We start from the raw sequence: 23,032 nt of genomic DNA on the forward strand, positions 1-23,032 counted from the left end.
CTTGGCCTGTAAACATTCTTTTACTCAACAAGACCATCCCCCATATATTTAGTTAATTCTAAGTATACATAAAAGTACCCTATAGAGAGACTTTTTTTAAGTGTCTACTCTATAGGGTACATTTTATAAATGGAATGGGAGCTTTTTTTTTCGATTATCGCTTAATGGTACACAAGAAAAATTAGATATATTTTCATTTGCTGTAACTTCTTAACAATGGTGAACGACTTATATTATAGATAGTTTTTAATGGTTTTATACAACCTAGAAGGCTGGATAATGGAAAGGGTTACAGATTAAGGGTGCTCCGTTTGAAGTGACTAAAAGCAAAATTTTTTGCCAAACTACAGGAAGAGTTTGATCATACCCACAACTGGCCTAAGAACTTCTAATGAAAAAGAAGGGAAGAGAGCTATCCAGCTAACCAGTATCTAGATAATAATATATTATTTATATTATTTGTAAGCATAACTTTAGAAAAAAAAACGGAGGGATGATAAATGAGGAAAGTGGGCAGTCTCATCATCGTAGCAGGGCTAGTTATACTTGGTATGTCTAATGTAATTGCGAAGCCACAGCTTAATCAGTTGCCATCTGATTCGATTCAATCCTATGCAGTGCAATCCTTACTAACCTATCAGTTTATGCCTATTCAAAATCACCCAGGTGATGAATTTATTACAACAATGAATAACGCGTACACATATGTCTTAATGGGTCAATCTCCGCTTCATGCAGATGTAAAGCTAGCAAAAGAGGAGAATGGACACCGCTTTATTTTTACAGTTGAAAATACATCCGATAAGAAGCAAACCATTGGGTTAAGCGGAAAAAAATATGATTATATTCTGTATCAGGATAAAGAAAAGATTAAACAATATTCAGAAGGAAAATTATTTACAAAGCAATTTGAGAAAACCGTCCTGAAGCCGGACGAATCGATGGAACTGGAATCGGAAACGTTGAATTTAGCACCTGGGAGCTATAAGATTGATATTTGGCTAGCAGATAACGAATATCCTGGTGCGAGAGTGACAGAAGAGTTTATAGTCGAAGAACCTTCAGAAGCAAGTAGTGGAACTCCATCTATTGTGGCAGGAAGCCTACAGCCTTCTATTACCTATAAGCAATTGAACGGTGAGGAGGTGCAAGTCACCTATACTATTAAGAATCAAACGGAACGAGAGGTTGTATTAGGGGTATCAGGAAAAGAATATGACTACACATTATATAAGGATGGGAAGCAGATAAGGAGTTACTCAGAGGGAAAAGAGTTCACCCATGAATTTAAGGAAATTGCTATTGCGCAAGGGGAGGAGCACACCGTTACTACCGTGTTAGACAATTTGGAACCTGGCAATTATACAATTGAATTCTGGTTGAAAAATAAAAACGTCTCCGAAGCAAGAGTGCAAAAAGATTTTGTAGTAGAGTAAGGACCTTTCCTGTTTTACAAGCAACTACCTCACCCCCATTAAAATACGATGATACTTTACCTTAATCCATAAAACAGAGATGAAACAGTGCTCCATCATGATATAGAAGCATTTTAACCGCTATATAGTTGAAATCATTGTTCAAAAATACCTAGGATTATCAACCGAACTACTGGTGGGTATTCCTTTCCAAATCGCTTTCCTTCTTATACAATTTCTTTAAGCAATTTGTGTAGATGAAATAATGGTGACACAAATAACTCTCTTAAACAGTTCAGGAAGGTGGGGAAGGTGTTGGTGGATATTTGGTTACTAGGATTTGCTTTGGCTGTATCTCCCGGTCCTGATTTTTTCTTAATGACAAAGCACACTTTGAGTAATGGGCGTACCGCTGGGTATATGACGCTTCTTGGTAATCGCTGCAGTCTCTCTTTACACATATTGTTTGCTCTTGTGGGGCTTTCTGTTGTCTTGAAGCAATCAGCCATGTTATTCACGACAATGAAACTGCTGGGTGCGGTATATTTAATATATCTTGGTTGCAAGAAGCTAAAAAATCTAGTTCCTCATCCCAAAGACTCTACAACGAATAAAGCAAAAGAGACTCTTTTAAAGAGACAAGCCTTTCGCAGTGGTTTTATTACCAATTAGCTTAATCCTAAAGTAAGTATATTTTTTTTAAGTATTTTCCCTCAATTTTCCTCTTCGGATCAACTAATGAACCAATCAGTTACTATTGGTGTTGTTTTTTTACTAGGGAATAGTATGTGGTATATTCCAATCCTTTTTCTTATTGGGATGCGGTTTGTACGTTCAGCTGTCATGAGAATACAAAAAGGAGTAGACATTGCTTTTGGAACTTTCTTTGTTGTAATCGGTGGGAAAATAATTGGGGATGAGTTAATTCCATAAATGATACTCTACGTATATTGTCTTGGGATAGTGGGAGAGGAAAGTAGCTGTATAATGCTTATTTTTTCAGTAGAAGGTAATAATGAGCGTGATAGACTCTTCCTTAACTGCAGGTGATTATAAATGGATGAAAAAGCTTTTCAACGAATATTGAAACAAGTGGCATCCAATCAGCAGCCAATTGATTTCTGTATGCCAACTCCGTTAACGAGCGAGTTAACGACTTACCTTGAGTTTTATCATCTGGATTTTGAAGAAGCTTCTTTTCATTTAGGGACAGTAGATACCAATGGCAAAAAAATCATGGTACAGATGCATGCACCTCCTGACCCAGATGGAACAGTGTTGCTTTTGCACGGCTATTTTGATCACGCAGGTCATTTACAGCATGCTATCCGCTATTTGCTACATCAGCAAAAGAGGGTCGTAGTATATGATTTGGAGGGACACGGATTATCTGGAGGAGAGAAGTTATCCACTAAAAGGTTTGATAATTATGGTATCACTCTTCAATCAGTGATAGATGACATGCAGCATCAAATTAAAGGTCCATTTTACGCAATTGGGCATAGTACAGGTGGGGCTATATTAATAAATTACTTGCTCAAACAACCTCATCACCCTTTTCATAAAGTGGTAGTAGTTGCTCCCCTTATACGATCCTCCTATTGGAAGCTTAGTGTTGCAGGATACTATTTCCTTAAGCCATTTATGAATGGGATAGGGAGAAAATATCGGAAGAACTCTTCGGATGCTAATTACATACAGTTCGTTCGAAAAGACCCGCTGCAATATAACACTATTCCGTTTGAATGGCTGCATGCATTAATGGAGTGGAATAAAAGCATGAAGCATGCAGAAATAAGTTCAGAACGATTATTCGTCCTACAGGGCAATATAGATCAAACCGTCGATTGGCGATATAATTTGTCATTCCTGCAAAAGAAATTTCCTAAAGGAGAATTTGTGTTAATTGATCAAGGAAAGCACCATTTATTTAATGAAGTAGGTGCTATACGAAGAGAAGTATTTCGTCAAATACAGCAAATCATTTCAAAAAAATAATAGCAAAGACAGGAGAAGGGCTTCTATTTACAGAAGTCTTTTTTATTATGAGTGATGTATTGGTAGCCTTTGCTCCATGGTAAGCCTGAAGGAATTCTTCAGCAGGATGTAACAGACATTTGTTTCCTTAAGAAAAGCCAGTGGTATAAAGAGAGTGTGAGGGGGCGGTACTATGGAAGACAAGCCGATTATTCAATCGTGGACGATACATAAATATGAAAACCAATCGGTAACGCAACTAGAAGATGAAGTTGCGGTAGAATTTGCTTTAACGATTGTTATTAATGGGAAAGAATACGCTACGATGGTGTGCTCACCTTGCCAGTTAGAGGAATTGGTTATCGGGTTTTTAGCCTCTGAAGCATTGATCCTTACGTATGAGGAGATTCAAACGCTACAGGTTGATGTAGGAGCTGGCTTTGCCTATGTTGATCTAAAGAAGGAGCTGCTAGACACAGATTGGGGGAGGACCAAACGATTCATTGGCTCCTGCTGTGGAAAAAGCAGAGAATTTTATTACACACAGGACGCTAAGACTGCTAGAACTATTGTACATAAACACCAAATAATTATAGAGGATATTATCCATTTAATGAAAGCGTTTCAGCAACAATCAGATGACTTTAAGCGTACAGGAGGTGTACATCAGGCTGCACTAGCATCGAAGGAATCGATACAATACCGTGCTGTTGATATCGGCAGACATAATGCGCTTGATAAAGTCTATGGGTATATGCTAAGGGAGCATAGTCCACGAAGGAACGCCCAGATAGTATTCAGTGGGAGGATATCCTCCGAAGTACTGCTGAAGGTAGCTAAAATTGGTATAGGGTTCATTTTATCTCCCTCGGCTCCTACTGATTTAGCTCTTCGGTTAGCTAACGATTTAAACATAACTACTGTTGGGTTTATACGAAATAATCGGTTAAACATATATACACATCCAGAGAACATCATCCACGAATCCACTTCTTGAACAAGATACAAGGAGGAAATGAAATGAATGAACATTTAATTGTAATGGTTGATGGCAAAGAATATCTCGCGGGTGAAGGGCAATCCATATTGTCCCTTGTCCAGGACAGTGAAAAAATACCTAGCATTTGTTATCATGAATCGCTTGGTCCTATTCAGACTTGTGACACTTGTATAGTAGAGGCTGATGGGGAGCTAGTTCGTGCCTGCAGTACTTCCGTGCAGGCAGGGATGAATATTTCGACAAAGAAGGAACTGGTGAAGAAGGCGCAAAAGGAAGCGCTAGATCGTATTATGAGTAATCATGAGCTGTATTGTACAGTATGTGATTATAACAACGGAGCGTGTGAGATACATAATGCCGTAGCAGCCTATGGGGTGGAAGAGCAAAATAAACCATTTCAAGACAAGCCATATGATGTAGACCGATCTGGTTCCTTCTATCGTTACGACCCAGATCAGTGTATATTGTGCGGAAGATGCGTAGAGGTATGTCAGGATGTTCAAGTGAATGAAACGCTGACCATTGATTGGGAACGTCAAAAGCCCCGTGTTCTATGGGATAAGGATGTCCCAATCGATGAATCTTCCTGCGTCAATTGTGGTCAATGTGTGACCGTGTGTCCCTGTAATGCATTGCTCGAGAAGGGAATGGAGGGAGAAGCAGGATTTCTAACCGACCAGAAGCCCGGCCTGCTCCGGTCCATGATTGAGCTGACTAAGAAAGCAGAACCAGGGTATGGTCCTTTGTTTGCCGTTTCTGATACCGAAGCGGACATGAGGGAGGAGCGTATTAACAAAACCAAAACGGTCTGTACATATTGCGGTGTGGGATGTTCCTTTGATGTATGGACAAAAGGGAGAAAGGTATTGAAGGTGGAGCCACAGCCAGCCTCTCCAGCAAATGATATATCCACCTGTATAAAAGGTAAATTCGGCTGGGATTATGTCACGAGTGAAGAACGATTAACAAAGCCACTCATCCGAGAGGGAGATTATTTTAGGGAGGCAGAGTGGGAAGAAGCTCTCATGAAGATTTATAAGGAGATGACAGCATTAAAGACAAACCATGGTGCAGATTCCATTGGGTTTATATCCTCTTCTAAAGCAACCAATGAAGAATCGTATGTTATGCAGAAATTTGCTCGTCAGGTAATTGGTACTAATAATATTGATAACTGCTCCCGTTATTGTCAATCTCCAGCAACGAAAGGGCTGTTTCGCACAGTGGGTCATGGAGGGGACGCAGGATCTATAGATGACATAGCTTCAGCAGATCTTGTTATTACAATTGGATCGAATACTGCTGAATCTCACCCAGTATTAGCCTCTCGAATGAAGCGATCACAGAAGCTATCTAATCAGAAATTGCTTGTGTTTGATATTCGTCAGCATGAAATGGCTAAACGGGCAGATGCTTTCTATCGTCCTTATCCAGGGTCTGACCTCGTTTGGATTTCTGCTGTTACGAAGTACATGATTGATCAAGGATGGCATGATGAAGCCTTTATAAAGGAAAACGTTAACGGATTTGAAGCATTTTATGATAGTCTCGCCTCATACACCTTGGAATTTGCGGAAATGAATACAGGGTTAGATAAAGAAGTTATTAAAGAAATCGCTCAAACGATATCCCAACAGGACAAAGTAGCAATTTGCTGGGCTATGGGAGTTACTCAGCACCAGCAAGGGAGTGATACGAGTACAGCTATCTCAAATTTACTCCTGGCAACGGGTAATTACCGAAAGCACGGAGCAGGAGCTTATCCGCTAAGAGGTCATAATAACGTACAGGGATGCAGTGATTTCGGCAGTATCCCCAATTTCATGCCTGGATACGAATTTGTAACAGATGATGAGGTTAGAAGCAGGTATGAAGAGAAGTGGGGACACCCTTTACCGAATGAGGATGGAAAAGATAACCATGAAATGATTAGATCCATACATGATGGCGATTTACGAGCTATGTTTGTTCTAGGGGAGGATACTGGTGTAGTTGATTCTAATATTAATTACGTGACGGCTGCATTTGAAAAACTGGATTTCTTTGTTGTTCAGGACTTGTTTCTAACGAAAACGGCTGAATATGCTGATGTCGTCCTTCCGGCATGCTCAAGCCTTGAAAAGGAAGGAACCTTTACTAACACAGAACGTCGCATTCAACGATTGTACCGAGCTTTAGAACCGTTAGAGGATACAAAGCCTGATTGGGAAATTTTAACCCTTCTTGCTAAGCAATTTGGATATGATTGGGACTATCAATCTCCGGCAGATATTATGGAGGAAGCAGCCTCCCTGGCCCCACTTTTTGCTGGGGTTACGTATGAACGTCTGGAGGGTTACAATAGTCTGCAGTGGCCGGTAGCGCCAGATGGGACAGATACTCCGCTATTATATACGGAAGGTTTTCCGTTTGCAGATGGTAAAGCACGATTTTATCCTTTGACCTACGAACCAAATTATGAGTTGTCAGAAACATTTGACCTTCATATAAACAATGGACGGCTGCTTGAACATTTTCACGAAGGAAATATGACGTATAAATCACCTGGTATTACTCGTAAGACGCCAAGTGCATTTCTTGAGGTATCAGAAGAGCTGGCGAAGGAACGGGGAATGAAGGAAGGAGCCCTTGTTAAGTTAACTTCTAATGCAGGAGAAGCGACAGTAACTGTAACCGTAACAGATCGAGTTCAAGGAAATCAATTGTATCTTCCGTTAAATGACAACGGGAAATCTGCTGTAAACCTGTTAACAGATAACAGTGTGGACAAAGATACAAATACTCCTGCTTATAAAGAGATTGCAGTAAGCCTTGAGGTTTTAAGAAAACAGGGAACTTCTCCCATACCTTATAATAATCATCGTCGCGGCAATCCTCAACCTCAAATAGGCGTAAAGGTGGAAAAGAAATGGGAGCGAGAAGATTACAGTTTCCCTGGAGAGAAGGTGAATCAAGATGGCTAAAGCGATCTCCAAAATTAAACGGATGGAACTAAGCGTAGCTGAAGTTAGAGCAAGAAGAGTAGACCGACTGCAACAACAGATAGCGGATTCCGGTGATTCTCTCCACAAAGCAATAGAACTAATTCAAGCTCTGGATGAAGCGGAGCTGTTGGATATGCTGACCGCCCTTGTTAAACATAAGGATGATGCGCTTGCAAATGTCGTCAGGGAAATGAACAAAGACCGATATACCAGCGTCCTGGAAAATGCTGGTGGTTTTATGTTTCTTTTGGGTGAATTAGATGTGCATCATGTACGAAGCATAACCACCAGAATTAACCAAGGATTGGATTATGCTCATAAGGCGGTAGAGCAAGAGGAGAATACGAGCTATTTAGACTTAATTCGAGCCCTGAAAGATCCTGAAATAAATCAAGGAGTGACTATGATGCTTCATTTTTTAAAAGGATTAGGGGCCAATCAGAAGTAAGTATGAAAAATAATAACAGTGGTATGAAAAGAGTTACGGACATCTATAGGGAAATAAGGTACACTAGAGGACGTAACACATGTTTATTAAAGGTTTATGGTCTTATGGTGCCATGTAGAAAGGAAATACAAGGATGACTCAAAACAATTTATATCATCAGCTACCACAATTCTTACAAAGTAATTGGGATAAAGCTGCTTTCAAGCAGGCTACTGCTATTCAACGGGAAGCAATTCCCTTTATTAAAGCAGGAAAAGATGTTGTAGCAAAAGCTCCAACAGGAAGTGGAAAAACATTGGCATACCTGCTGCCTTTATTAGAAAAAATAGATCTTGATATGAAGCAAGTCCAGGGTGTAATTCTGGCTTCTTCTCATGAATTAGTTATGCAAATTCATCAAGAGGTACAAAAGTGGAGTGAAGGAAGTAATATTTCAAGCACCACGTTAATTGGCGGAGCTAATGTAAAGAGACAAATGGAAAAATTGAAGAAGAAGCCTCAGCTTGTAATTGGTACTCCAGGCAGAGTATATGAATTAATTAAACAAAAGAAGCTGAAAATGCACGAAGTGAAAACAATTGTTCTTGATGAAGGGGATCAACTACTTGTCCCTGAACATCAGCAAACAATTGATAATATCATTAAAAGCACCCTAAAGGATAGGCAGCTTCTCTTGTTTTCTGCAACACTTTCCGAGGCAACAAGAGAGAAGGCCCAACAAATAATGAAAGACCCAGAAATGATAAAGGTAGAAAGTGGTGAAGGGGAACAGCCAGAAGTAGAACATGGGTACATCGAATGTGAAAGTCGGAAGAAGGTAGAGACGCTGCAAAAGTTAGTGCGTGCAACGAATGGAAAAGTACTTGCTTTTGTAAGAGATGCTGGGAATTTACATGTAATGGCTGAAAAGCTTGCGTATCGAAAAATTAATGTCGCTGAATTACACGGAGAGACAGGAAAACAGGACCGTGCCAAAGCCATTAAAGCATTCCGCTCGGGCAAAGCAGACTTGCTACTCGCAACTGATGTAGCAGGACGTGGCCTTGATATATCAGATATCACTCACATTGTGCATGTCGACATTCCAGAGGAAGTAAAAGATTATGTACACCGCTCCGGCAGAACTGGCAGACTTGGATCTGAACAAGGTGCTGTCATTTCCCTTACTACAAAAGGGGAAGAAAAAATATTGAAAAAGCATACGAGAGAGCTTGGCATTACCCTACATGAAAAAGAACTCATCAAAGGGAACATACAAACAGTTCAAAAGTAACTAGAAGCAGCCTGAAGTATTCAGGTTGTTTTTTTTGCATCTACATCCAAAGTCGTAAAGAAATTCATTCTATGAAAAGTAGTAACTATGTGTCCATTCCGCTATTCTATATAATAGATGTTATAAACGTAAACATTTCAAAGAATGGGAGATATGATAATGAGTAAATGGATGTGCACTACTTGTGGCGTACAATATGCTGCACCAGAAACAAAACCAGATTCATGCTTGATTTGTACAGAAGAGCGTCAGTTTGTAAACCCAAATGGGCAGCAGTGGACGACTCATGAGAAAATAGTGGAAAGTGGAGCATATCAAAATATCATTTCCCAAGAAGAAGAAAACCTATATAGCATTACGACCTCCCCGAAGTTTGGCATTGGTCAGACTGCTTATTTAATTAGGGAAAACGATTGTAATATTTTATGGGATTGTATTAGCTATCTCGATGAAGAAACAATTCAGGCAATCCAGGAATTGGGAGGAATCGATGTCATTGCTTTGTCCCATCCTCATTATTACTCCAGGCAAGTAGATTGGGCTGAAACTTTTGGAGCGACTATATATATCCATCAAGATGATGCGGAGTGGATTATGGAACCGAGTCAGCATATCAAATTATGGGAAGGAGAACAGCTGGTGATCCACCATAATGTTACACTACACCGATTGGGAGGTCACTTTAAAGGAGGGGCTGTTCTGCTTTGGAGAAGCGGAAATCATGGTAAAGGAACTCTATTAACGGGTGATATTATCCAAGTAGTCGCCGATACGAACTGGGTGAGCTTCATGTATAGCTACCCTAATTTGATTCCTTTACCAGCATTTAAAGTGAAGGAAATTGCAAAGAAGGTGGAAGATTTGCCTTTCAACCGATTATATAATGCTTTTCATAAGGTTGTGCAAGTGGACGCAGACCTAGCTGTACAACGTTCAGCGCAAAGATACATAGAGGCATTAGAAGGTAACTTGTTTCAAACGTAACCTTTATAGAAAAAGTCAGAGATTACCGTCGCTTACTTTTGGTATTCATTAGGGAGGAATTTCTATCCTATAGATAAAAACTTCGAAAAAAGACACTGTTAACTTACGTTGTTGAAAATTTCTGAATAGCACCCTTGTGTGGAAGACTTGGATTCGAGATAATGTTGGTCCGTTGCTGAAAGGCGAGTTGAGTGTTCGGAAATAGCTTCGCTTTCCTGCGGCCCCACACGACGTGGGGTCGTTCACCATTGCTACAGGATGTAGCGCTTTTAGGTGAACTTCCTTCTGAGCCTATTTGAGTGGGTCTCCAAGCTAGAAGAAAGAAAGCTCCTTTTAGCGTTGATTGGGCTGGAATCACGGAGACTCCCGCGGAAAAACGAATGAGCAGAGACCCCGGAAGGCGGCGTTCTTTGCCGACTGAGGAGGCTCAGCCGTTCGTCCGTAGGAAAGCAGAGTGATTCCAGCCCAATCAACTACTCTTTCTATACTCCTTTCAACTTATCAAGAATCCAAGTCTTCCACTATCTCCCCATTATATAGGTCAACCTAAAAATCCAATGCCACATATAGGCATTGGATTAAGGCCTTAATAATAAGGAGAAATCATGATATAAACAATAACACCAGTCAAACTAACGTATAACCAGATTGGCATGGTCCAACGGGCAATTTTTCGGTGTTTGTCCACTTTCATGGCCAATCCTCTAAATAAGGTTAATAGGGCTAGAGGAACGATAAGGGCAGCAAGTACAATATGGCTGATTAAAATAAAGTAGTAAATTAACTGCAATATACCTTCGCCCCCATAGGAAGTAGACGATGACATAGAATGATAGGTTAGATAGGATGCTAGAAACAATGCTGTTGAGCTAAAGGCTGCAAATATGAACCGTTTATGCCATGTAACATTTTTTCTTATAATCATAAACAAAGCTGCTAGTAAAAAGACAAAGGTAAACGAGTTCAAGATTGCATTGAGTAGAGGAAGAAGCTTTATATTGAATCCCATTGAACCATCTATCTCGGGGATGAATAATAATGCAACTACAATGGCGTTTATAGCAATGGATAAGCCTACTACCCATGGTACGTAATTATATTCTTTCTTAAGTTCCATAGTGTTTCAACCTTTCGTATAGAATATAGGGCAATTCTAGTATATCGAAAAATAAACGTAAATTCATTAAAGAGCCGGCTTGAAAAGTGACGTGTTTGTTAACTTTTTTACATTGTGAGAGGGGATAGGTAAGGGTCATGCTTTTTGTTAAGACTAAGTGAGCTTTTGCTATACATTTTTCTAAACTAGGATAAAGATTAAAGGAGGACAGGTTGTGACCATTTATGATTTACAATCGGTGCAAAGAGTTATGGCCTCTTTTCCCGCAACATGGTTTATTGTTGGGGGATGGGCTATCGATCTTTATGTTGGGGGTAAAACTAGAAAACATAGTGATGTAGATATAGGCATTTTGCGAGGCAATCAACAGCAACTATTTGAGCATTTATCAGGATGGGATTGTTATAGTGTGAAACAAGGACAATTACTAAGATGGAATGGAGAGTATTTAGAAATGCCTATACATGAGATACATGCAATGAAAAAGGAGGAAGGGATGAGGCTTGAGTTTCTCCTCAATGAAGAACAGGCTAATGATTGGTGTTTTCGGAGGAAAACAGACATCAAGCTTTCTTTAGATCAGGTATGGGGATACTCAGACATGAATATTCCATTTCTTCAACCTGAAATTGTATTACTATATAAAATGAAGAATACTAAGGAGAAAGACTCGGTTGATTTTGAAACAGTTCTTCCTTACTTGCCTATGGGGAAAATGCAGTGGCTGTTAGCAGCTATGAAGCGTTTACATCCTACTCATCCATGGGTTAAGATAGTGCAAAACAGGGTTAAGTGTTGTTAAATACTTATCAACGAAATGCAAACAAAAATAAAGGAGAATTAGCGTTGAAAGTGCTCAGTTATGTATTAATAGGCACTGTTATTGTCTTGCTGTTTTTCTTAGGAATGACTAATGTCGGTTCTACTCTTTTCTCCCATTCCCCTGGCGAACAGTTTGGAGGTAAGTTGAACAGAGAGCAAGTACTTCGACTCAATCCAGATGCGGATTTAATAGAACTGAAGGATGGTACAGTGTATGTGCATGGAGCAGATTGGATTGAGAAGGAAAAGCTTACGAAGGAAGCAAAAATAGGGACAATAGCAAAAGGCATGGCTACCAAAGTCCCTAATGGTGCTCCTATATATCAGACAAAAGAAAAGAAACCTATCCTTATTGTCGACTACAAAGGAAAGACTAAAAGATATTTGCTAGCAATGGGAGAATAGGAACATTACTCGTACGTATGCATCGCCCATTTATCTATATCTCTAAATCCTATCCGCTTATAAATGTTACCGGCACTAGGGTTATCATAAAATAAACACAATTCCTTACCTTCTTCGAGCATATCATAGCATAATTTTGTCATGCTTTGTGTGGCAAGTCCTTGTCTTTTGTAGGAAGGCAAAGTGCATACACCTATTATCATGGCCGATTGTGAGTTCTCAGCGGCTGTAGACACGGAAGAAACAATTATGCCGTCGTCCTTAATGTAGTATGTGCGGGTCAGCCCATTTTCCATATTGCGTTTCATTTCTTCTTTTGTAGTACTAGAGGCGAATTCTTCTATCTCACTATGGAGGTGAAGAATACTATCTATATCTGTAACGGTTGCTTTCTCTATGTTGGCATCAATGGAAGCAAGCTGTAGGCTGTCTTTCGAATCACATTTCGCATAATAGAGTAGTCTGCTTTTGTCAGGATTTCGTTTGACGAAAGGTTTCACCTGACTCGTTATTCCATCTAACCCAGATAGTATCCGAAAGTTAGGATCGTTATTTAGGATGTGAGCAAACCCTTCAGCATCAAACCAATCAGGCGCATATGGGATGAAATTTTGTTCGTATTTTAATAATACCCCTCTCAAAGTACCATCAGGTGCATAATCTCCCCAAAGAGTTTGGAATTCCTGCTCATATCCATATGCTTCAATATCCCCTATAATAAATAGATTTTCTGATGGTTTCATATGTAGAAGCTCCATTGCCTGTATATGATCACGATGAGTCATTGTTCTAATCATGGCTAACCCCTCCTTTTTTTCTGCAGTAAATGTTTCTAAATATTAGCAAATAATGAGCAATTAGTAAATTGTTATAGAAATGTTCTGAAAAAAACTTTCCTTTTTGACACAGTACCTGTAAAATATTTCTCATTCATTACATAAGAACGGATAGAAAGGAAGCTTATTATGTCACTGGAATGGTTGGATGTTACTGCGGTAAACATTCATGAAATAAACGTTGGACTTGATTTATACAAGGAATCATTTCCGGAAGAGGTAAGAGAACCTCAACAAACATTTTATGATAGTATGCGGAAGGCTGAAGTTGCAACGGGTCAAACTTATAGATTTATCGTCGGGAAGGAAGAAGGTAAAGTGGTCAGCTTTGCTACAGGTCATTATTTTTCCTCTATTAATGCTGGGTTTATTGTATATATAGTGACAGATCCACATTTAAGGAGTAAAGGGATTGGGGCTGAAACCCTGAGGGCTCTAGAAGAGCGATTACACTATGATGCCAGACAGGCTGGGTATCATGAGATAGCTGACATTTTGTTAGAAACCGAACATAAGGACTGCGTCCACACCATGTTAGAAAAAGAGGAGTGTGATAAAAGAGCATTATTCTTTTCCCGAAATGGTTACTCCATAATGAAGGACATAGTATATGTACAACCCCCTCTTCATCAAGGGGAAGAGATTGTCCCACTCCACCTTTATAGTAAAAACGTTACCACTACTGTGAGTGATATAAATGCAATGATTTATGAAATATATTATCAAAAATACTATCGTATTAACGGGATAGATAAAGCGACATTAAATCAATGTTTACAGCAAATGAACATTCATAGAATGATAGAATCATAAAATAATTGCCTGATTTTCGGCTGTTTAATGGGAAAGAATCAGATATGATAAACTAACAGCGAATGAAGAAAGTAGGTGGAGAATTGTCATCTGTGCATAGGGACTGGTATGAAGCGTTAATAAAACGAAAGAAGGATTATGAGGGTGTTTTTTTTGTAGGAGTGAAAACGACAGGAATATTTTGCAGACCAACGTGTCCTGCCCGTAAGCCTAAGTTCGAGAATTGTGAGTTCTTTGAAACTGCCCAAGGTGCACTTTTAGCATCTTATAGACCATGTCAGCGCTGCAAACCCTTATCCCATCCAAATCAGGCGTCAGAGCTAGTCCAACAGCTTGTGGAACTAGTGGAGGGAAACCCTGAAAAGAGATGGAGGGATAGCGATGTAAGGGCATTGCATATTGACCCGTCTACGGCTAGAAGACAGTTTAAGAAGCGGTTTGGGATGACCTTTGTTGAATACGCAAGAGCTAGGAGGATGGGACTTGCTATGAAAGAAATACGTAATGGGAAATCTGTAATTCACGCTCAAGTGTTGACTGGATACGAATCAGGAAGTGGGTTTCGAGATGCTTTCTCAAGTATTATGGGAGCCCCTCCTTCCGTTCGAAATCCAGATCAACTCCTGTATGCATCATGGCTGGATACCCCGATCGGACCGATGATTGCCATAGGAGATGATACGGCCTTATATTTATTGGAATTTGTGGACCGTAAAGGGTTGGAAAAAGAAATTGAACAGTTGAGATACAAGACTAAAGCAGCAATTGTACCCGGTTATGCCAACTCGATTCAGTCAATAGAAGAGGAACTAAAGGAATATTTCACTGGTACATTGTTGGGCTTCCATACTCCTATCCATACCGGAGGGACCCGGTTTCAGCAAGAGGTATGGAATGTCCTCCAAACTATACCAATGGGGGAGACAAAAACGTATGGGGAAGTAGCACAATGTATAGAAAACCCTAAGGCAGTAAGAGCTGTGGCAAGGGCGAATGGGGCTAATCAACTAGCAATCATTATACCTTGTCATCGCGTAATTGGTGCTGACGGGTCTCTTACTGGATATGGTGGTGGTTTACACCGAAAAAAGTGGCTGCTTCATCATGAACAACAGCATTTCTTAACTACAACTAATTGTATTCCAGATAATCCATTGCTTCAAACGGAAAGGGAAGGGTAAGTTATACAAGCAGAGAAGACAGTCGTTTAGGTGCGACTGCCTTCTGGCTATAGAGGGAGTAACATTAAAATGGATTGGTAGCCCATTGTAAAGATTGCTTAATAAACATCCGTTGATTTAGTTTAAGCTGTGCTATCATATATTCTGCCATGTCCTCTGGTTGAGTGTATTTACTTTTATCATTTTGGTCCATATTCTCTCCAAAAGCAAGCTCCGTTGCTACGAGACTTGGATTTAATGTGAAGACACGAATATTATGTTTTCGTACTTCCTGCATCAACGCTTCACTCATCCCCTGAATGGCGAACTTGGAGGCACTATACGAAGTAGAGCCTGCTGTTGCCTTTAATCCGTTGCTAGAGGAGATCATCATTACATCCCCTTTATTCTTATCGACCATATGGGGGAGGACTGCTTTCGTAATATGATACGTTCCATATACATTTACTTCAAAGGTTTGTTTCCATGTTTCTTGATCCATTTCCAAGAATGGACCATGGGCTCCAATTCCGGCATTATTAATGAGAATGTCTGCTGTCCCGAGTTTGTCTTCTAGCTGCTGGATGCCTTGTTGGACTTGATCCCAATGAGAAATGTCCATTACGGCAATGCTAGCTTGAACCCCATGGGATTTAGCTTCTTCCGCTACTGCTTTTAATTTACTTTCTGTTCTAGCGATTAACCCTACATGCACACCTTCTTCAGCAAGTTTTAGAGCAACGGCTTTTCCAATCCCGCTTCCAGCTCCTGTTATATAGGCTACTTTACCAGCAATCGTTTGTGCCATATACCATCATCCTTTCCAACTAATCTATATTAAGTGTAAGGTTTTATAGGTATAGATTCAAAAGATAGATTTCACGGTCTGTTTTATACAATCTTTATATAAGCAAAAGGGAAAAGAGGTATGCTATGATAACTAGACCGATGTATAGGAGTTACTCCAAATCGGTGATGCTGTAAAAGAGGTGATTAGGAATGGAACAAATTAGCATAACAGCTGTTTTTACACCAAAGGAAGGTAAAGCTGATGCTTTACAATCAGAATTAAAAAAAGCACAGAAAGCTTCAAGACAGGAGCCAGGCTGCCTGCAATATGACTTACACCAGTCCATTGACGATGATACACTCGTTTTGCATGAGTTGTATGAAAATAATGAGGCAGTTCAACAACACATCAATAGTGAGCATTATCAAGAATATCGAAAAAATACAGAGGATTTATTAGCCTCGCGTAATGTTTATAAACTTAAAAAGCTTGATTAAGCCTTGTTACTAAGATCGCTTAGCATGTATAAAAACCTATGTTTTTCTACATGCTCACAGTGTCGAGAAAATCCCGTCGGTTCTTCTATGTGTATCGAGTAGGTGTTGGCGAAACGACTCGCTTTCCATGGGCGTCCGCTGAGTCTCCTGTCCCATAGGAGTCTCGCCGTTTCACCAACACCTTTCGAATATTGAGTCTGAACCTCTTCTGCTGCCATGAGCAAAGAAAGCGAACTTTGTTTGCATGGAATAGAATCATGGGCTTTTATTGTTGTTAGGTTCTGTTCCCATTATTTATTACTCAGTATGGTGGAAAATGGGGAGACTCCTTTAGGTTGCACAGAATACGGCGAGATCCAACAGGGAGCGAACCGAGCGAGGAAGCTCGGCGTCAGCAGTGGAAAGTGAGCTATTTTCCGCCCCGTGGATCACTATATTTGTAACAGACACCGACTTCCATACTTTTTCGACAGCATGAGCATGTAGAAAACCTATGTTTTTCTACATGCTTTTTTCTATAAAACTTGGAAGCATAGTAGGTTATCTGCTCCTGGTAACGGTAGTAACCGGAAATGGGTTGTACAAGTAAAGGTTTGTATAATTGAGGCTTCAGTTTAACGTCAATTTAGTGTTACAGTAATCCATACCATTCGCTCGCCTACGAGCATTTTCCTTTTTTGGTAAGGTAAGGCTTTATAATGTTTTTGCATGTAAAGGGAGCAGCGTTTATGATGTAGAGGGACGCATTGTTTTGAATCGTTATAAAACAGAAGCAGTACATCAATTGCTACGGCAAGAAAGTAGGATGAATATGAATGCAATAGAAGTTGGTACAGTGCAAACGTTCACTGTCGCAAGAGAAACGGAGCACGGATATGTATTAAGTAAAGCAGCAGAGGAAGTTATGCTCCATATAAACGATACAGCAGAAGAAATAGCAGTAAACGATAAAGTAGAGGCGTTTCTTTATCAGGATAAGCAAGGGAAAATAGTAGCCACTACTTATATTCCAACTATTTCATTTGAGCAATATGGTTGGTGTGAGGTCGTTGATAAGGTAGATAATCTCGGTGTATTCGTTACTATCGGAATCCCTAAGCATATCCTTGTATCCTATGATGACCTGCCGCAAAGTACAAGCCTGTGGCCTGAAATTCACGATAAATTGTATGTTTCTTTACAGAAGGATAAGAGTAATCGTTTAATTGCGAAGCCTGCAACGGAAAATGTTATGGAGCGGGAAGCCGAACCAGCTCCACAAGATATGTTACACAAACCAATTAGCGGACACGTCTATCGTTTAAATCCACATGGTTCTGCTATTTTGACAGAGGAAGGCTATCAAGGATTTATCCATTATACTGAACGGAAACAGGAACCAAGACTAGGAGAATGGGTTCAAGGGAGAGTAATTGATGTGAAGGGTGTAGGAGCTCTAAATATATCCTTGCGTCCTGTAAAAGAGGAAGCATTGGGAGAAGACGCATCTCATATCCTTCAGTATATGGAAAATAACGGCGGTGTCATGCCATTTACGGACAAAAGCTCTCCAGACGATATTCGAGAGACATTCCATATTAGTAAAGCAGCATTTAAAAGAGCGATAGGCACCTTGATGAAACAAAAAAAGGTAAAACAAGAAGAAGGAAAAACCTCCCTAATATCGAAATAGTGTAGGAAGCTCTCTAATGAAAGAGAGCTTTTTTATTATGGTTTTGTTAAATACTTAGAAGGGGCGTTTTAACGATAGCTTTTATGATTCTTATCTCATTACTTGTAATAGGTAGCATAATTATGGGGATATACAGTACGTACAAACATTATCACTATAAGGAACAAATGCTGTCCTTGGAACAACAAAAAATAGATTTAGAGCGAAGGAGAGTAGAGACAGAGGAGAAGAAGCAGCAAAGTCAGGCATGATGGCTTAATGTGGAGCATTTAGCTAATAAAAGGGGGATAGACATGACTTCTGTTCGGAAGACCTATGATCGATTAGCACATACATATGAACATGATATAGATAACGACAGCCCATATAATGCATATTATGAACGTCCCGCTATGTTGAAAGCATTACCAGAGAAGCTGGAGGGGAAAAATATATTGGATGCTGGCTGCTCTGCCGGATGGTATGCACAATATTTCGCGTCGAGGGGAGCAAACGTTACAGCAGTGGATATAAGTCCAGAAATGATAGAAGCTGCAAAACGAAGAGCAGTCACCAATGTTACCTATATGTGTCATGATTTGGAGACTCCCCTTCCATTTAAAGACAATTCCTTTGATATCATTTGTAGTTCACTTACGTTGCATTATATAAAGGAATGGTCATCTCCTTTTCAGGAACTCGCTCGGGTATTAAAGCCAGGAGGTCAGTTTTTATTTTCTGTTCATCATCCTTTTATGGACTATCATCAATTTTCTTGTGACGATTATTTTGAAACTACAAGGTTAACGGATGTTTGGGAAAAGCCCTCCATTACTATAGAAGTGAGCTTCTTTAGAAGGTCAATGCAAGATATTGTAAATTACACCACGTCCTTTTTTACATTAGATACGCTAATAGAACCAAAGCCTGTAGATAAAATGAAGGAAGTAAAGAGGGAGGCATATGAGAAGTTAATAAGAAGACCAAACTTTTTACTAGTGAAAGCAACATCAAGGAAATAAGTAGCCGATGGGATTTAGTTAGCAAGCGAGTACTCTTAGTATATTGTTGTTTTCAATCATTCGAATGTTATGTCACGGGATAGGCTTACCGATTAGTGGGATAATGGTAGTGGTTCCCTAAGAGGAATCCTCCATTAGACATAATGTAGGATTCCTCTTAGGGAACTATTTAATATTGTAAATTTGCGTGCTTCTCCCCCTTCTGGAGAAGCATTTCTAGTATATAAACATATTAGAGTTGACTGCGTGGTGCACCACATAGTTTACGATATAGGAAGGGGGAGGCAGAATGTATAAAATAAGTGAATTTGCTCGCATAACAGGATTAAGTAAAGAAACGTTACGGTATTATGCAGAGGTCAAATTGTTAGAACCAGCTTATATAGATCCCTATAATCATTATAGGTATTACGATGATGGCAGTTATTTTATAGCATTGCTATTAACAAAGTTACGACAATTTGGTTTTACGATTCAAGAGATGATTTCCGTAATGGAAGACGAATCTTTCACTCATTTGGAAGAGATACTGTTGGAAAAACGTCAAAAAATACAAAATCAGATAGTAGAGTTGGAAACAAGGTTGAAAGAAATAGATCATTTTCTCGCATCTGGTAAGGAGGAAATACAAGATGATGGAATGGAAGGAAACGAAAATTATTGATGCAGATATTGAGGTAGTTTGGGAATTATTTAAAGATCGAAATATAAGAACTATTATGCCTAAGGTAGAAGAACATACTCTAATAGAAAAAGAGGAGCATCAGGCAGGTGCCAAGCATCGACAAACCTATCGGGAAGGCAAGCGAGTAGAGACCTATATAGTAGAAACAGTAGCATACGAGGATCGAGATGATTACAAAAATAAACAAATTCAATTTGTATTAGGAAAAGCTTTTGAAATCGATCTAACCTTTACACTTGAGAAGATAGGTAAGAACAAAACATCTTTCACGTATGCAGGAAGAAACAAGGGAGTAAATTTCGTGGGGAGAGCTATGCTGAGGCTAGGGAGCAAAAAGGGAAATATGGATGTTGTCCAAGAATTTATGAACCGTGTCCAATCACAGTCCATTCAGCAGGATGATAAACAATAGGTCGGCATTCACTTGATTTCTCGCTTTCTAACGTAATAAGCGTACTTTTTTCATATACTCTCTTAATAGTCCTCCTATCGCTCCTATAAAACTAATGATGTATCTTAAGCTCAAGGGGCCGTTCATTTTCTATTATAAGACAAATATAAAAAATAAATGTTAAGTTAAAATAACAAAATGTTATATTGACTTAACATTTTGTTTGGTATATTATATATAATAACAACATGAAAAAAGGAGTAAATCGTGTATTTATCTAATAGTGTTCGAGAGTTAAGGGCAAGGTATCAGTGGTCTCAACAAACATTGGCATCTAGAGTAGGAGTAACCCGACAAACCATCGCTGCTGTGGAGAAGGGAGAATACGTTCCATCTTTAGTATTAGCAATGAAGATCTGTCAGGAATTTGATCTGTCAGTAGATGAGGTATTTGCGTTACATAAAGGAGCTGAAGAGAGTGAAAATGTCGACTAGTTATATCCTTCAAATTACAGTACTTTTGTTGTTTGGATGGGCATTAATATCGTTTTATGATGCTGTTAAGGGATTCAGGGAAATGGTAGTGAACCCGGATGTATTTATGTTTACTCTTGATCTTATTCCGATAACCTTGTGCCTGCTTGTTGGAGGTACTATCGAACTTGCGTTTATGAGAAAACAAAGGAAAAAAGGGGTAGGGTGGAAGAAAATGCTTTTTCTTCCAATGGAACTAAAAGAGGAAGATGAAAGGGAACAACAGATTACGGCAAAGGCTTGTCGAAATGCCTATATTGCAATGATATTTAGCTTTCCTATAATTGCTGGGTTTTTGATTGCTCAGCCCTTGTTATTCGAATACTTTTCTGGCTTTCCAATCGTTATATTATTATTGATCCCGCTCGTTCAAATTACTACTTACTATGTTTCCATAAGTAAATCAATTCCATAATGTAAGATTCTTTTTTACACATTTTAATAAGATAAGATAACACTATCCTTTTGCACATAAAGGATAATGACCCATGCTTACCGAACTTCAAAAAAACAGACTCCCATTTCTTCTTGCTGAATTGGGAGCCTGTGTGAATTTCTAACCTCTTTTATTCTTGCTCCTGTTGGCTGCAATAAACAATCATAGCTTTGCTCAAAAAAGGAGCCAATCCTGTTTTAATTGTATTAATATTGTTCGTGAATCGTTCATCTGTGACATAGAGGTCAGCTAAGCCACGGAAGATTTCTAACGTACAATCGTAGAAATAGGTAGTAATAACATTGCGCCACCTAGCCACGTGCTTTTGAACTTCCGCATCATCTGGGCCATAGTCCATTCTCTTCGCAATAGATACGTAAATATTATTTATTTCTTGTTGAATATTCTCCCAATCTTCTTCATCATATGATGCTGTGCGTCTATTTGATTCATCTACTATCGCCTTTGGATACTTTTGTCTAACCTCCTCTTCATATTTTTTCTGATGTTTTTCAATTTCTACCTTATCAAATCCATTAAACATGTGATTTTCCTCCATTTCTTCCCCTCTTTCTAAAGCTTGAATAGAGGTGCGGACGGTTTGTAGCATTTGTTCCAATCTGGATTGTTTCTTTAAAAGCATCTCTTCATGCATCTGTAGAGCCTCTAGACGATCGAATTCTGGACTATCGAGCAAATTCTTAATGTCTCCAAGCGTAAGCCCCATTTCTTTGAAGAACATGATCTGCTGCAGTCGTTCAAGGTTGCTCCTCGTATAAACACGATAACCTGCAGGTGTAATCGAGTCAGGGGTTAGTAATCCAATTTCGTCATAGTGATGAAGAGTGCGTACGCTAACTCCAACAAGGTTAGCAACGTCTTTTACTTTAAACATCGCTGTTCACCTCCTATGTATAAGAGTAATGTATCACGTAACGTAAGGGTCAATATTTTTTATATGTCATTTTGTTCCATGTGATGTTAAAATATAAGGAATATTTCAATAGGTAATTCGTACTTCTTTTCCCTTGTTTACATCTTTGTCACGAGATTGTCACAGTAAGCTTGATAAGATAGGCAACAAGTCTGCTGATATCTCCGTTGAACATGGTAAAATGGAACATATATCGTTACGTTTCTCATAAGAAGGAGGGGTTCATTCATGGTATATGATATTGCCATCAGACCATTGTCACCTGCTGATTTCCTAATGATGACTAAGTGGCTTCGAACTGAGGAAGTGCTTCACTATTATGAAAGTGACGCTCAGGAATTATATACATATGAAAGTATTATTGAAAAGTACTCCCCCCGTTTGAATGGTGTTATTGATATACCCTCTTTTATTGTAGAGGTTGATACGGATCCAATTGGCTTCGTTCAGTCATATCGAGTAACCGCTGAAGAGATAGAAGCGTGGGGGCTTCCAAAAGGAAAAACCTACTTTACGTTTGACCAATTTATTGGCGACCCTGATTTGTGGGGACAAGGAATTGGTTCTCAAATGATTAAGCGTTTCGTAGTGGAGCTACTAACCAAACACCAGCCAGATGGTGTTATTGTTACACCAAACGTTACGAACGAGAGAGCGATTAAATGTTATGAGAAATGTGGTTTTCGTAAAGTAAATAAAATTGAAAACGATTTAAAGTGGATGCTAGTGTATGGAAATAGTATAGCATTCCAGTAGGCATAATGTAGGAAAGCACATAAGGTGAGCCTTATCTTTTGATGAGAGAGGTCAAGCTCTGATACCGTATTATTGTATTGAATAATGGAAAGGGGCTTTTCA

At 39.3% G+C, this 23,032-nt stretch carries 24 protein-coding genes and 1 pseudogene; 21 read left to right on the plus strand and 4 right to left on the minus strand.

All coding sequences use genetic code 11. The features are described from left to right. The first annotated feature begins 500 nt into the window (after positions 1 to 500). From ACFFGV_RS00765 to ACFFGV_RS00800, 8 genes and pseudogenes are all read left to right on the plus strand, one after another. Complete coding sequence (locus ACFFGV_RS00765; RefSeq protein ID WP_377344627.1) at positions 501 to 1,436, plus strand: BsuPI-related putative proteinase inhibitor; 936 nt, start codon at positions 501 to 503, stop codon at positions 1,434 to 1,436. 297 nt (positions 1,437 to 1,733) lie between these two features. Then, positions 1,734 to 2,348: pseudogene (locus ACFFGV_RS00770) on the plus strand (LysE family translocator). A gap of 123 nt (positions 2,349 to 2,471) precedes the next feature. After that, positions 2,472 to 3,413 carry an alpha/beta hydrolase gene (locus ACFFGV_RS00775; protein WP_377344628.1) on the plus strand — a complete coding sequence of 314 codons (942 nt, stop codon included), beginning with the start codon at positions 2,472 to 2,474 and terminating at the stop codon, positions 3,411 to 3,413. 172 nt (positions 3,414 to 3,585) lie between these two features. Continuing rightward, positions 3,586 to 4,389: a formate dehydrogenase accessory sulfurtransferase FdhD gene (gene fdhD, locus ACFFGV_RS00780; protein WP_377344630.1), complete on the plus strand. Its 804-nt coding sequence runs from the start codon at positions 3,586 to 3,588 to the stop codon at positions 4,387 to 4,389. Positions 4,390 to 4,412: 23 nt separating this feature from the next. Beyond that, on the plus strand, positions 4,413 to 7,355 hold the full coding sequence (gene fdhF / locus ACFFGV_RS00785) for a formate dehydrogenase subunit alpha (protein WP_377344631.1): 2,943 nt from the start codon (positions 4,413 to 4,415) through the stop codon (positions 7,353 to 7,355). Then, a complete protein-coding gene (locus ACFFGV_RS00790; protein ID WP_377344633.1) occupies positions 7,348 to 7,824 on the plus strand; it encodes a helical membrane plugin domain-containing protein in 477 nt (158 codons plus the stop codon). The genes fdhF and ACFFGV_RS00790 overlap by 8 nt, the downstream gene beginning before the upstream one ends. Before the next feature lie 133 nt (positions 7,825 to 7,957). Beyond that, the gene (locus ACFFGV_RS00795) at positions 7,958 to 9,097 is read left to right on the plus strand and encodes a DEAD/DEAH box helicase (RefSeq protein WP_377344635.1); all 1,140 of its coding nucleotides are present in this window, start codon (positions 7,958 to 7,960) and stop codon (positions 9,095 to 9,097) included. 159 nt (positions 9,098 to 9,256) lie between these two features. Then, positions 9,257 to 10,081: an MBL fold metallo-hydrolase gene (locus tag ACFFGV_RS00800; RefSeq protein WP_377344636.1), complete on the plus strand. Its 825-nt coding sequence runs from the start codon at positions 9,257 to 9,259 to the stop codon at positions 10,079 to 10,081. Positions 10,082 to 10,667: 586 nt separating this feature from the next. On the opposite strand, the gene ACFFGV_RS00805 is transcribed toward ACFFGV_RS00800, so the two are convergent. Then, the gene (locus ACFFGV_RS00805; RefSeq protein WP_377344638.1) at positions 10,668 to 11,198 is read right to left on the minus strand and encodes a DUF420 domain-containing protein; all 531 of its coding nucleotides are present in this window, start codon (positions 11,196 to 11,198) and stop codon (positions 10,668 to 10,670) included. A 214-nt stretch (positions 11,199 to 11,412) separates the two neighbouring features. On the opposite strand from ACFFGV_RS00805, the gene ACFFGV_RS00810 reads away from it, so the two are divergent. Together ACFFGV_RS00810 and ACFFGV_RS00815 are read left to right on the plus strand one after the other, a co-directional pair. After that, complete coding sequence (locus ACFFGV_RS00810) at positions 11,413 to 12,000, plus strand: nucleotidyltransferase domain-containing protein (protein WP_377344639.1); 588 nt, start codon at positions 11,413 to 11,415, stop codon at positions 11,998 to 12,000. A gap of 50 nt (positions 12,001 to 12,050) precedes the next feature. Then, positions 12,051 to 12,425, plus strand: coding sequence for a hypothetical protein (locus ACFFGV_RS00815; protein WP_377344789.1), 375 nt, complete (start codon positions 12,051 to 12,053; stop codon positions 12,423 to 12,425). Between the two features lie 5 nt (positions 12,426 to 12,430). Here the strand turns inward: ACFFGV_RS00815 and ACFFGV_RS00820 are convergent, their stop codons facing one another. Beyond that, positions 12,431 to 13,222 (minus strand): GNAT family N-acetyltransferase, encoded by a 792-nt coding sequence (locus ACFFGV_RS00820; protein WP_377344640.1) that lies wholly within the window; start codon positions 13,220 to 13,222, stop codon positions 12,431 to 12,433. A gap of 168 nt (positions 13,223 to 13,390) precedes the next feature. Here ACFFGV_RS00820 and ACFFGV_RS00825 point away from each other — a divergent pair, with 168 nt between their 5' ends. Further along, positions 13,391 to 14,074, plus strand: coding sequence for a GNAT family N-acetyltransferase (locus tag ACFFGV_RS00825; protein ID WP_377344641.1), 684 nt, complete (start codon positions 13,391 to 13,393; stop codon positions 14,072 to 14,074). A 62-nt stretch (positions 14,075 to 14,136) separates the two neighbouring features. Then, positions 14,137 to 15,255, plus strand: a complete 1,119-nt coding sequence (locus ACFFGV_RS00830) for a bifunctional transcriptional activator/DNA repair enzyme AdaA (protein ID WP_377344643.1) — start codon at positions 14,137 to 14,139, stop codon at positions 15,253 to 15,255. A 64-nt stretch (positions 15,256 to 15,319) separates the two neighbouring features. Here the strand turns inward: ACFFGV_RS00830 and ACFFGV_RS00835 are convergent, their stop codons facing one another. Continuing rightward, entirely contained in the window at positions 15,320 to 16,042 is a 723-nt protein-coding gene (locus tag ACFFGV_RS00835) for a 3-ketoacyl-ACP reductase (protein WP_377344644.1), read from the minus strand. 191 nt (positions 16,043 to 16,233) lie between these two features. Between ACFFGV_RS00835 and ACFFGV_RS00840 the strand changes: the two genes are divergently transcribed. The 8 genes from ACFFGV_RS00840 to ACFFGV_RS00875 all read left to right on the plus strand — a co-directional run bounded on the left by ACFFGV_RS00840 (position 16,234) and on the right by ACFFGV_RS00875 (position 21,219). After that, complete coding sequence (locus ACFFGV_RS00840; protein ID WP_377344646.1) at positions 16,234 to 16,521, plus strand: putative quinol monooxygenase; 288 nt, start codon at positions 16,234 to 16,236, stop codon at positions 16,519 to 16,521. A 751-nt stretch (positions 16,522 to 17,272) separates the two neighbouring features. Then, complete coding sequence (locus tag ACFFGV_RS00845; protein WP_377344648.1) at positions 17,273 to 18,193, plus strand: CvfB family protein; 921 nt, start codon at positions 17,273 to 17,275, stop codon at positions 18,191 to 18,193. 122 nt (positions 18,194 to 18,315) lie between these two features. Beyond that, positions 18,316 to 18,444, plus strand: coding sequence for a hypothetical protein (locus tag ACFFGV_RS00850; protein WP_377344649.1), 129 nt, complete (start codon positions 18,316 to 18,318; stop codon positions 18,442 to 18,444). A gap of 42 nt (positions 18,445 to 18,486) precedes the next feature. Beyond that, a complete protein-coding gene (locus ACFFGV_RS00855) occupies positions 18,487 to 19,194 on the plus strand; it encodes a class I SAM-dependent methyltransferase (protein ID WP_377344651.1) in 708 nt (235 codons plus the stop codon). Positions 19,195 to 19,483: 289 nt separating this feature from the next. Continuing rightward, on the plus strand, positions 19,484 to 19,858 hold the full coding sequence (locus tag ACFFGV_RS00860; RefSeq protein WP_377344653.1) for a MerR family transcriptional regulator: 375 nt from the start codon (positions 19,484 to 19,486) through the stop codon (positions 19,856 to 19,858). Next, positions 19,827 to 20,291: an SRPBCC family protein gene (locus ACFFGV_RS00865; RefSeq protein ID WP_377344654.1), complete on the plus strand. Its 465-nt coding sequence runs from the start codon at positions 19,827 to 19,829 to the stop codon at positions 20,289 to 20,291. The genes ACFFGV_RS00860 and ACFFGV_RS00865 overlap by 32 nt, the downstream gene beginning before the upstream one ends. A 246-nt stretch (positions 20,292 to 20,537) precedes the next feature. Beyond that, positions 20,538 to 20,765 (plus strand): helix-turn-helix transcriptional regulator, encoded by a 228-nt coding sequence (locus tag ACFFGV_RS00870; protein WP_377344655.1) that lies wholly within the window; start codon positions 20,538 to 20,540, stop codon positions 20,763 to 20,765. Next, a complete protein-coding gene (locus ACFFGV_RS00875) occupies positions 20,749 to 21,219 on the plus strand; it encodes a hypothetical protein (RefSeq protein ID WP_377344656.1) in 471 nt (156 codons plus the stop codon). Before ACFFGV_RS00870 ends, ACFFGV_RS00875 begins: the two co-directional genes overlap by 17 nt. 151 nt (positions 21,220 to 21,370) lie before the next feature. Here the strand turns inward: ACFFGV_RS00875 and ACFFGV_RS00880 are convergent, their stop codons facing one another. Next, complete coding sequence (locus tag ACFFGV_RS00880) at positions 21,371 to 22,135, minus strand: MerR family transcriptional regulator (protein WP_377344657.1); 765 nt, start codon at positions 22,133 to 22,135, stop codon at positions 21,371 to 21,373. A gap of 267 nt (positions 22,136 to 22,402) precedes the next feature. On the opposite strand from ACFFGV_RS00880, the gene ACFFGV_RS00885 reads away from it, so the two are divergent. Then, positions 22,403 to 22,930, plus strand: coding sequence for a GNAT family N-acetyltransferase (locus tag ACFFGV_RS00885; protein WP_377344658.1), 528 nt, complete (start codon positions 22,403 to 22,405; stop codon positions 22,928 to 22,930). The last annotated feature ends 102 nt before the right edge of the window (positions 22,931 to 23,032 follow it).

It is taken from the genome of Pontibacillus salicampi (genome assembly GCF_042434395.1).
In the GTDB taxonomy this organism is placed as follows: Bacteria; Bacillota; Bacilli; order Bacillales; family BH030062; genus Pontibacillus; species Pontibacillus salicampi.

Coding starts and splice junctions, on each gene's coding strand:
- ACFFGV_RS00765 (WP_377344627.1), top strand. CDS start 501: ATGAGGAAAGTGGGCAGTCTCATCATCGTAGCAGGGCTAGTTATACTT.
- ACFFGV_RS00775 (WP_377344628.1), top strand. CDS start 2,472: ATGGATGAAAAAGCTTTTCAACGAATATTGAAACAAGTGGCATCCAAT.
- fdhD (WP_377344630.1), top strand. CDS start 3,586: ATGGAAGACAAGCCGATTATTCAATCGTGGACGATACATAAATATGAA.
- fdhF (WP_377344631.1), top strand. CDS start 4,413: ATGAATGAACATTTAATTGTAATGGTTGATGGCAAAGAATATCTCGCG.
- ACFFGV_RS00790 (WP_377344633.1), top strand. CDS start 7,348: ATGGCTAAAGCGATCTCCAAAATTAAACGGATGGAACTAAGCGTAGCT.
- ACFFGV_RS00795 (WP_377344635.1), top strand. CDS start 7,958: ATGACTCAAAACAATTTATATCATCAGCTACCACAATTCTTACAAAGT.
- ACFFGV_RS00800 (WP_377344636.1), top strand. CDS start 9,257: ATGAGTAAATGGATGTGCACTACTTGTGGCGTACAATATGCTGCACCA.
- ACFFGV_RS00805 (WP_377344638.1), bottom strand. CDS start 11,198: ATGGAACTTAAGAAAGAATATAATTACGTACCATGGGTAGTAGGCTTA.
- ACFFGV_RS00820 (WP_377344640.1), bottom strand. CDS start 13,222: ATGATTAGAACAATGACTCATCGTGATCATATACAGGCAATGGAGCTT.
- ACFFGV_RS00825 (WP_377344641.1), top strand. CDS start 13,391: ATGTCACTGGAATGGTTGGATGTTACTGCGGTAAACATTCATGAAATA.
- ACFFGV_RS00830 (WP_377344643.1), top strand. CDS start 14,137: ATGAAGAAAGTAGGTGGAGAATTGTCATCTGTGCATAGGGACTGGTAT.
- ACFFGV_RS00835 (WP_377344644.1), bottom strand. CDS start 16,042: ATGGCACAAACGATTGCTGGTAAAGTAGCCTATATAACAGGAGCTGGA.
- ACFFGV_RS00840 (WP_377344646.1), top strand. CDS start 16,234: ATGGAACAAATTAGCATAACAGCTGTTTTTACACCAAAGGAAGGTAAA.
- ACFFGV_RS00850 (WP_377344649.1), top strand. CDS start 18,316: ATGGGGATATACAGTACGTACAAACATTATCACTATAAGGAACAAATG.
- ACFFGV_RS00855 (WP_377344651.1), top strand. CDS start 18,487: ATGACTTCTGTTCGGAAGACCTATGATCGATTAGCACATACATATGAA.
- ACFFGV_RS00860 (WP_377344653.1), top strand. CDS start 19,484: ATGTATAAAATAAGTGAATTTGCTCGCATAACAGGATTAAGTAAAGAA.
- ACFFGV_RS00865 (WP_377344654.1), top strand. CDS start 19,827: ATGATGGAATGGAAGGAAACGAAAATTATTGATGCAGATATTGAGGTA.
- ACFFGV_RS00880 (WP_377344657.1), bottom strand. CDS start 22,135: ATGTTTAAAGTAAAAGACGTTGCTAACCTTGTTGGAGTTAGCGTACGC.
- ACFFGV_RS00885 (WP_377344658.1), top strand. CDS start 22,403: ATGGTATATGATATTGCCATCAGACCATTGTCACCTGCTGATTTCCTA.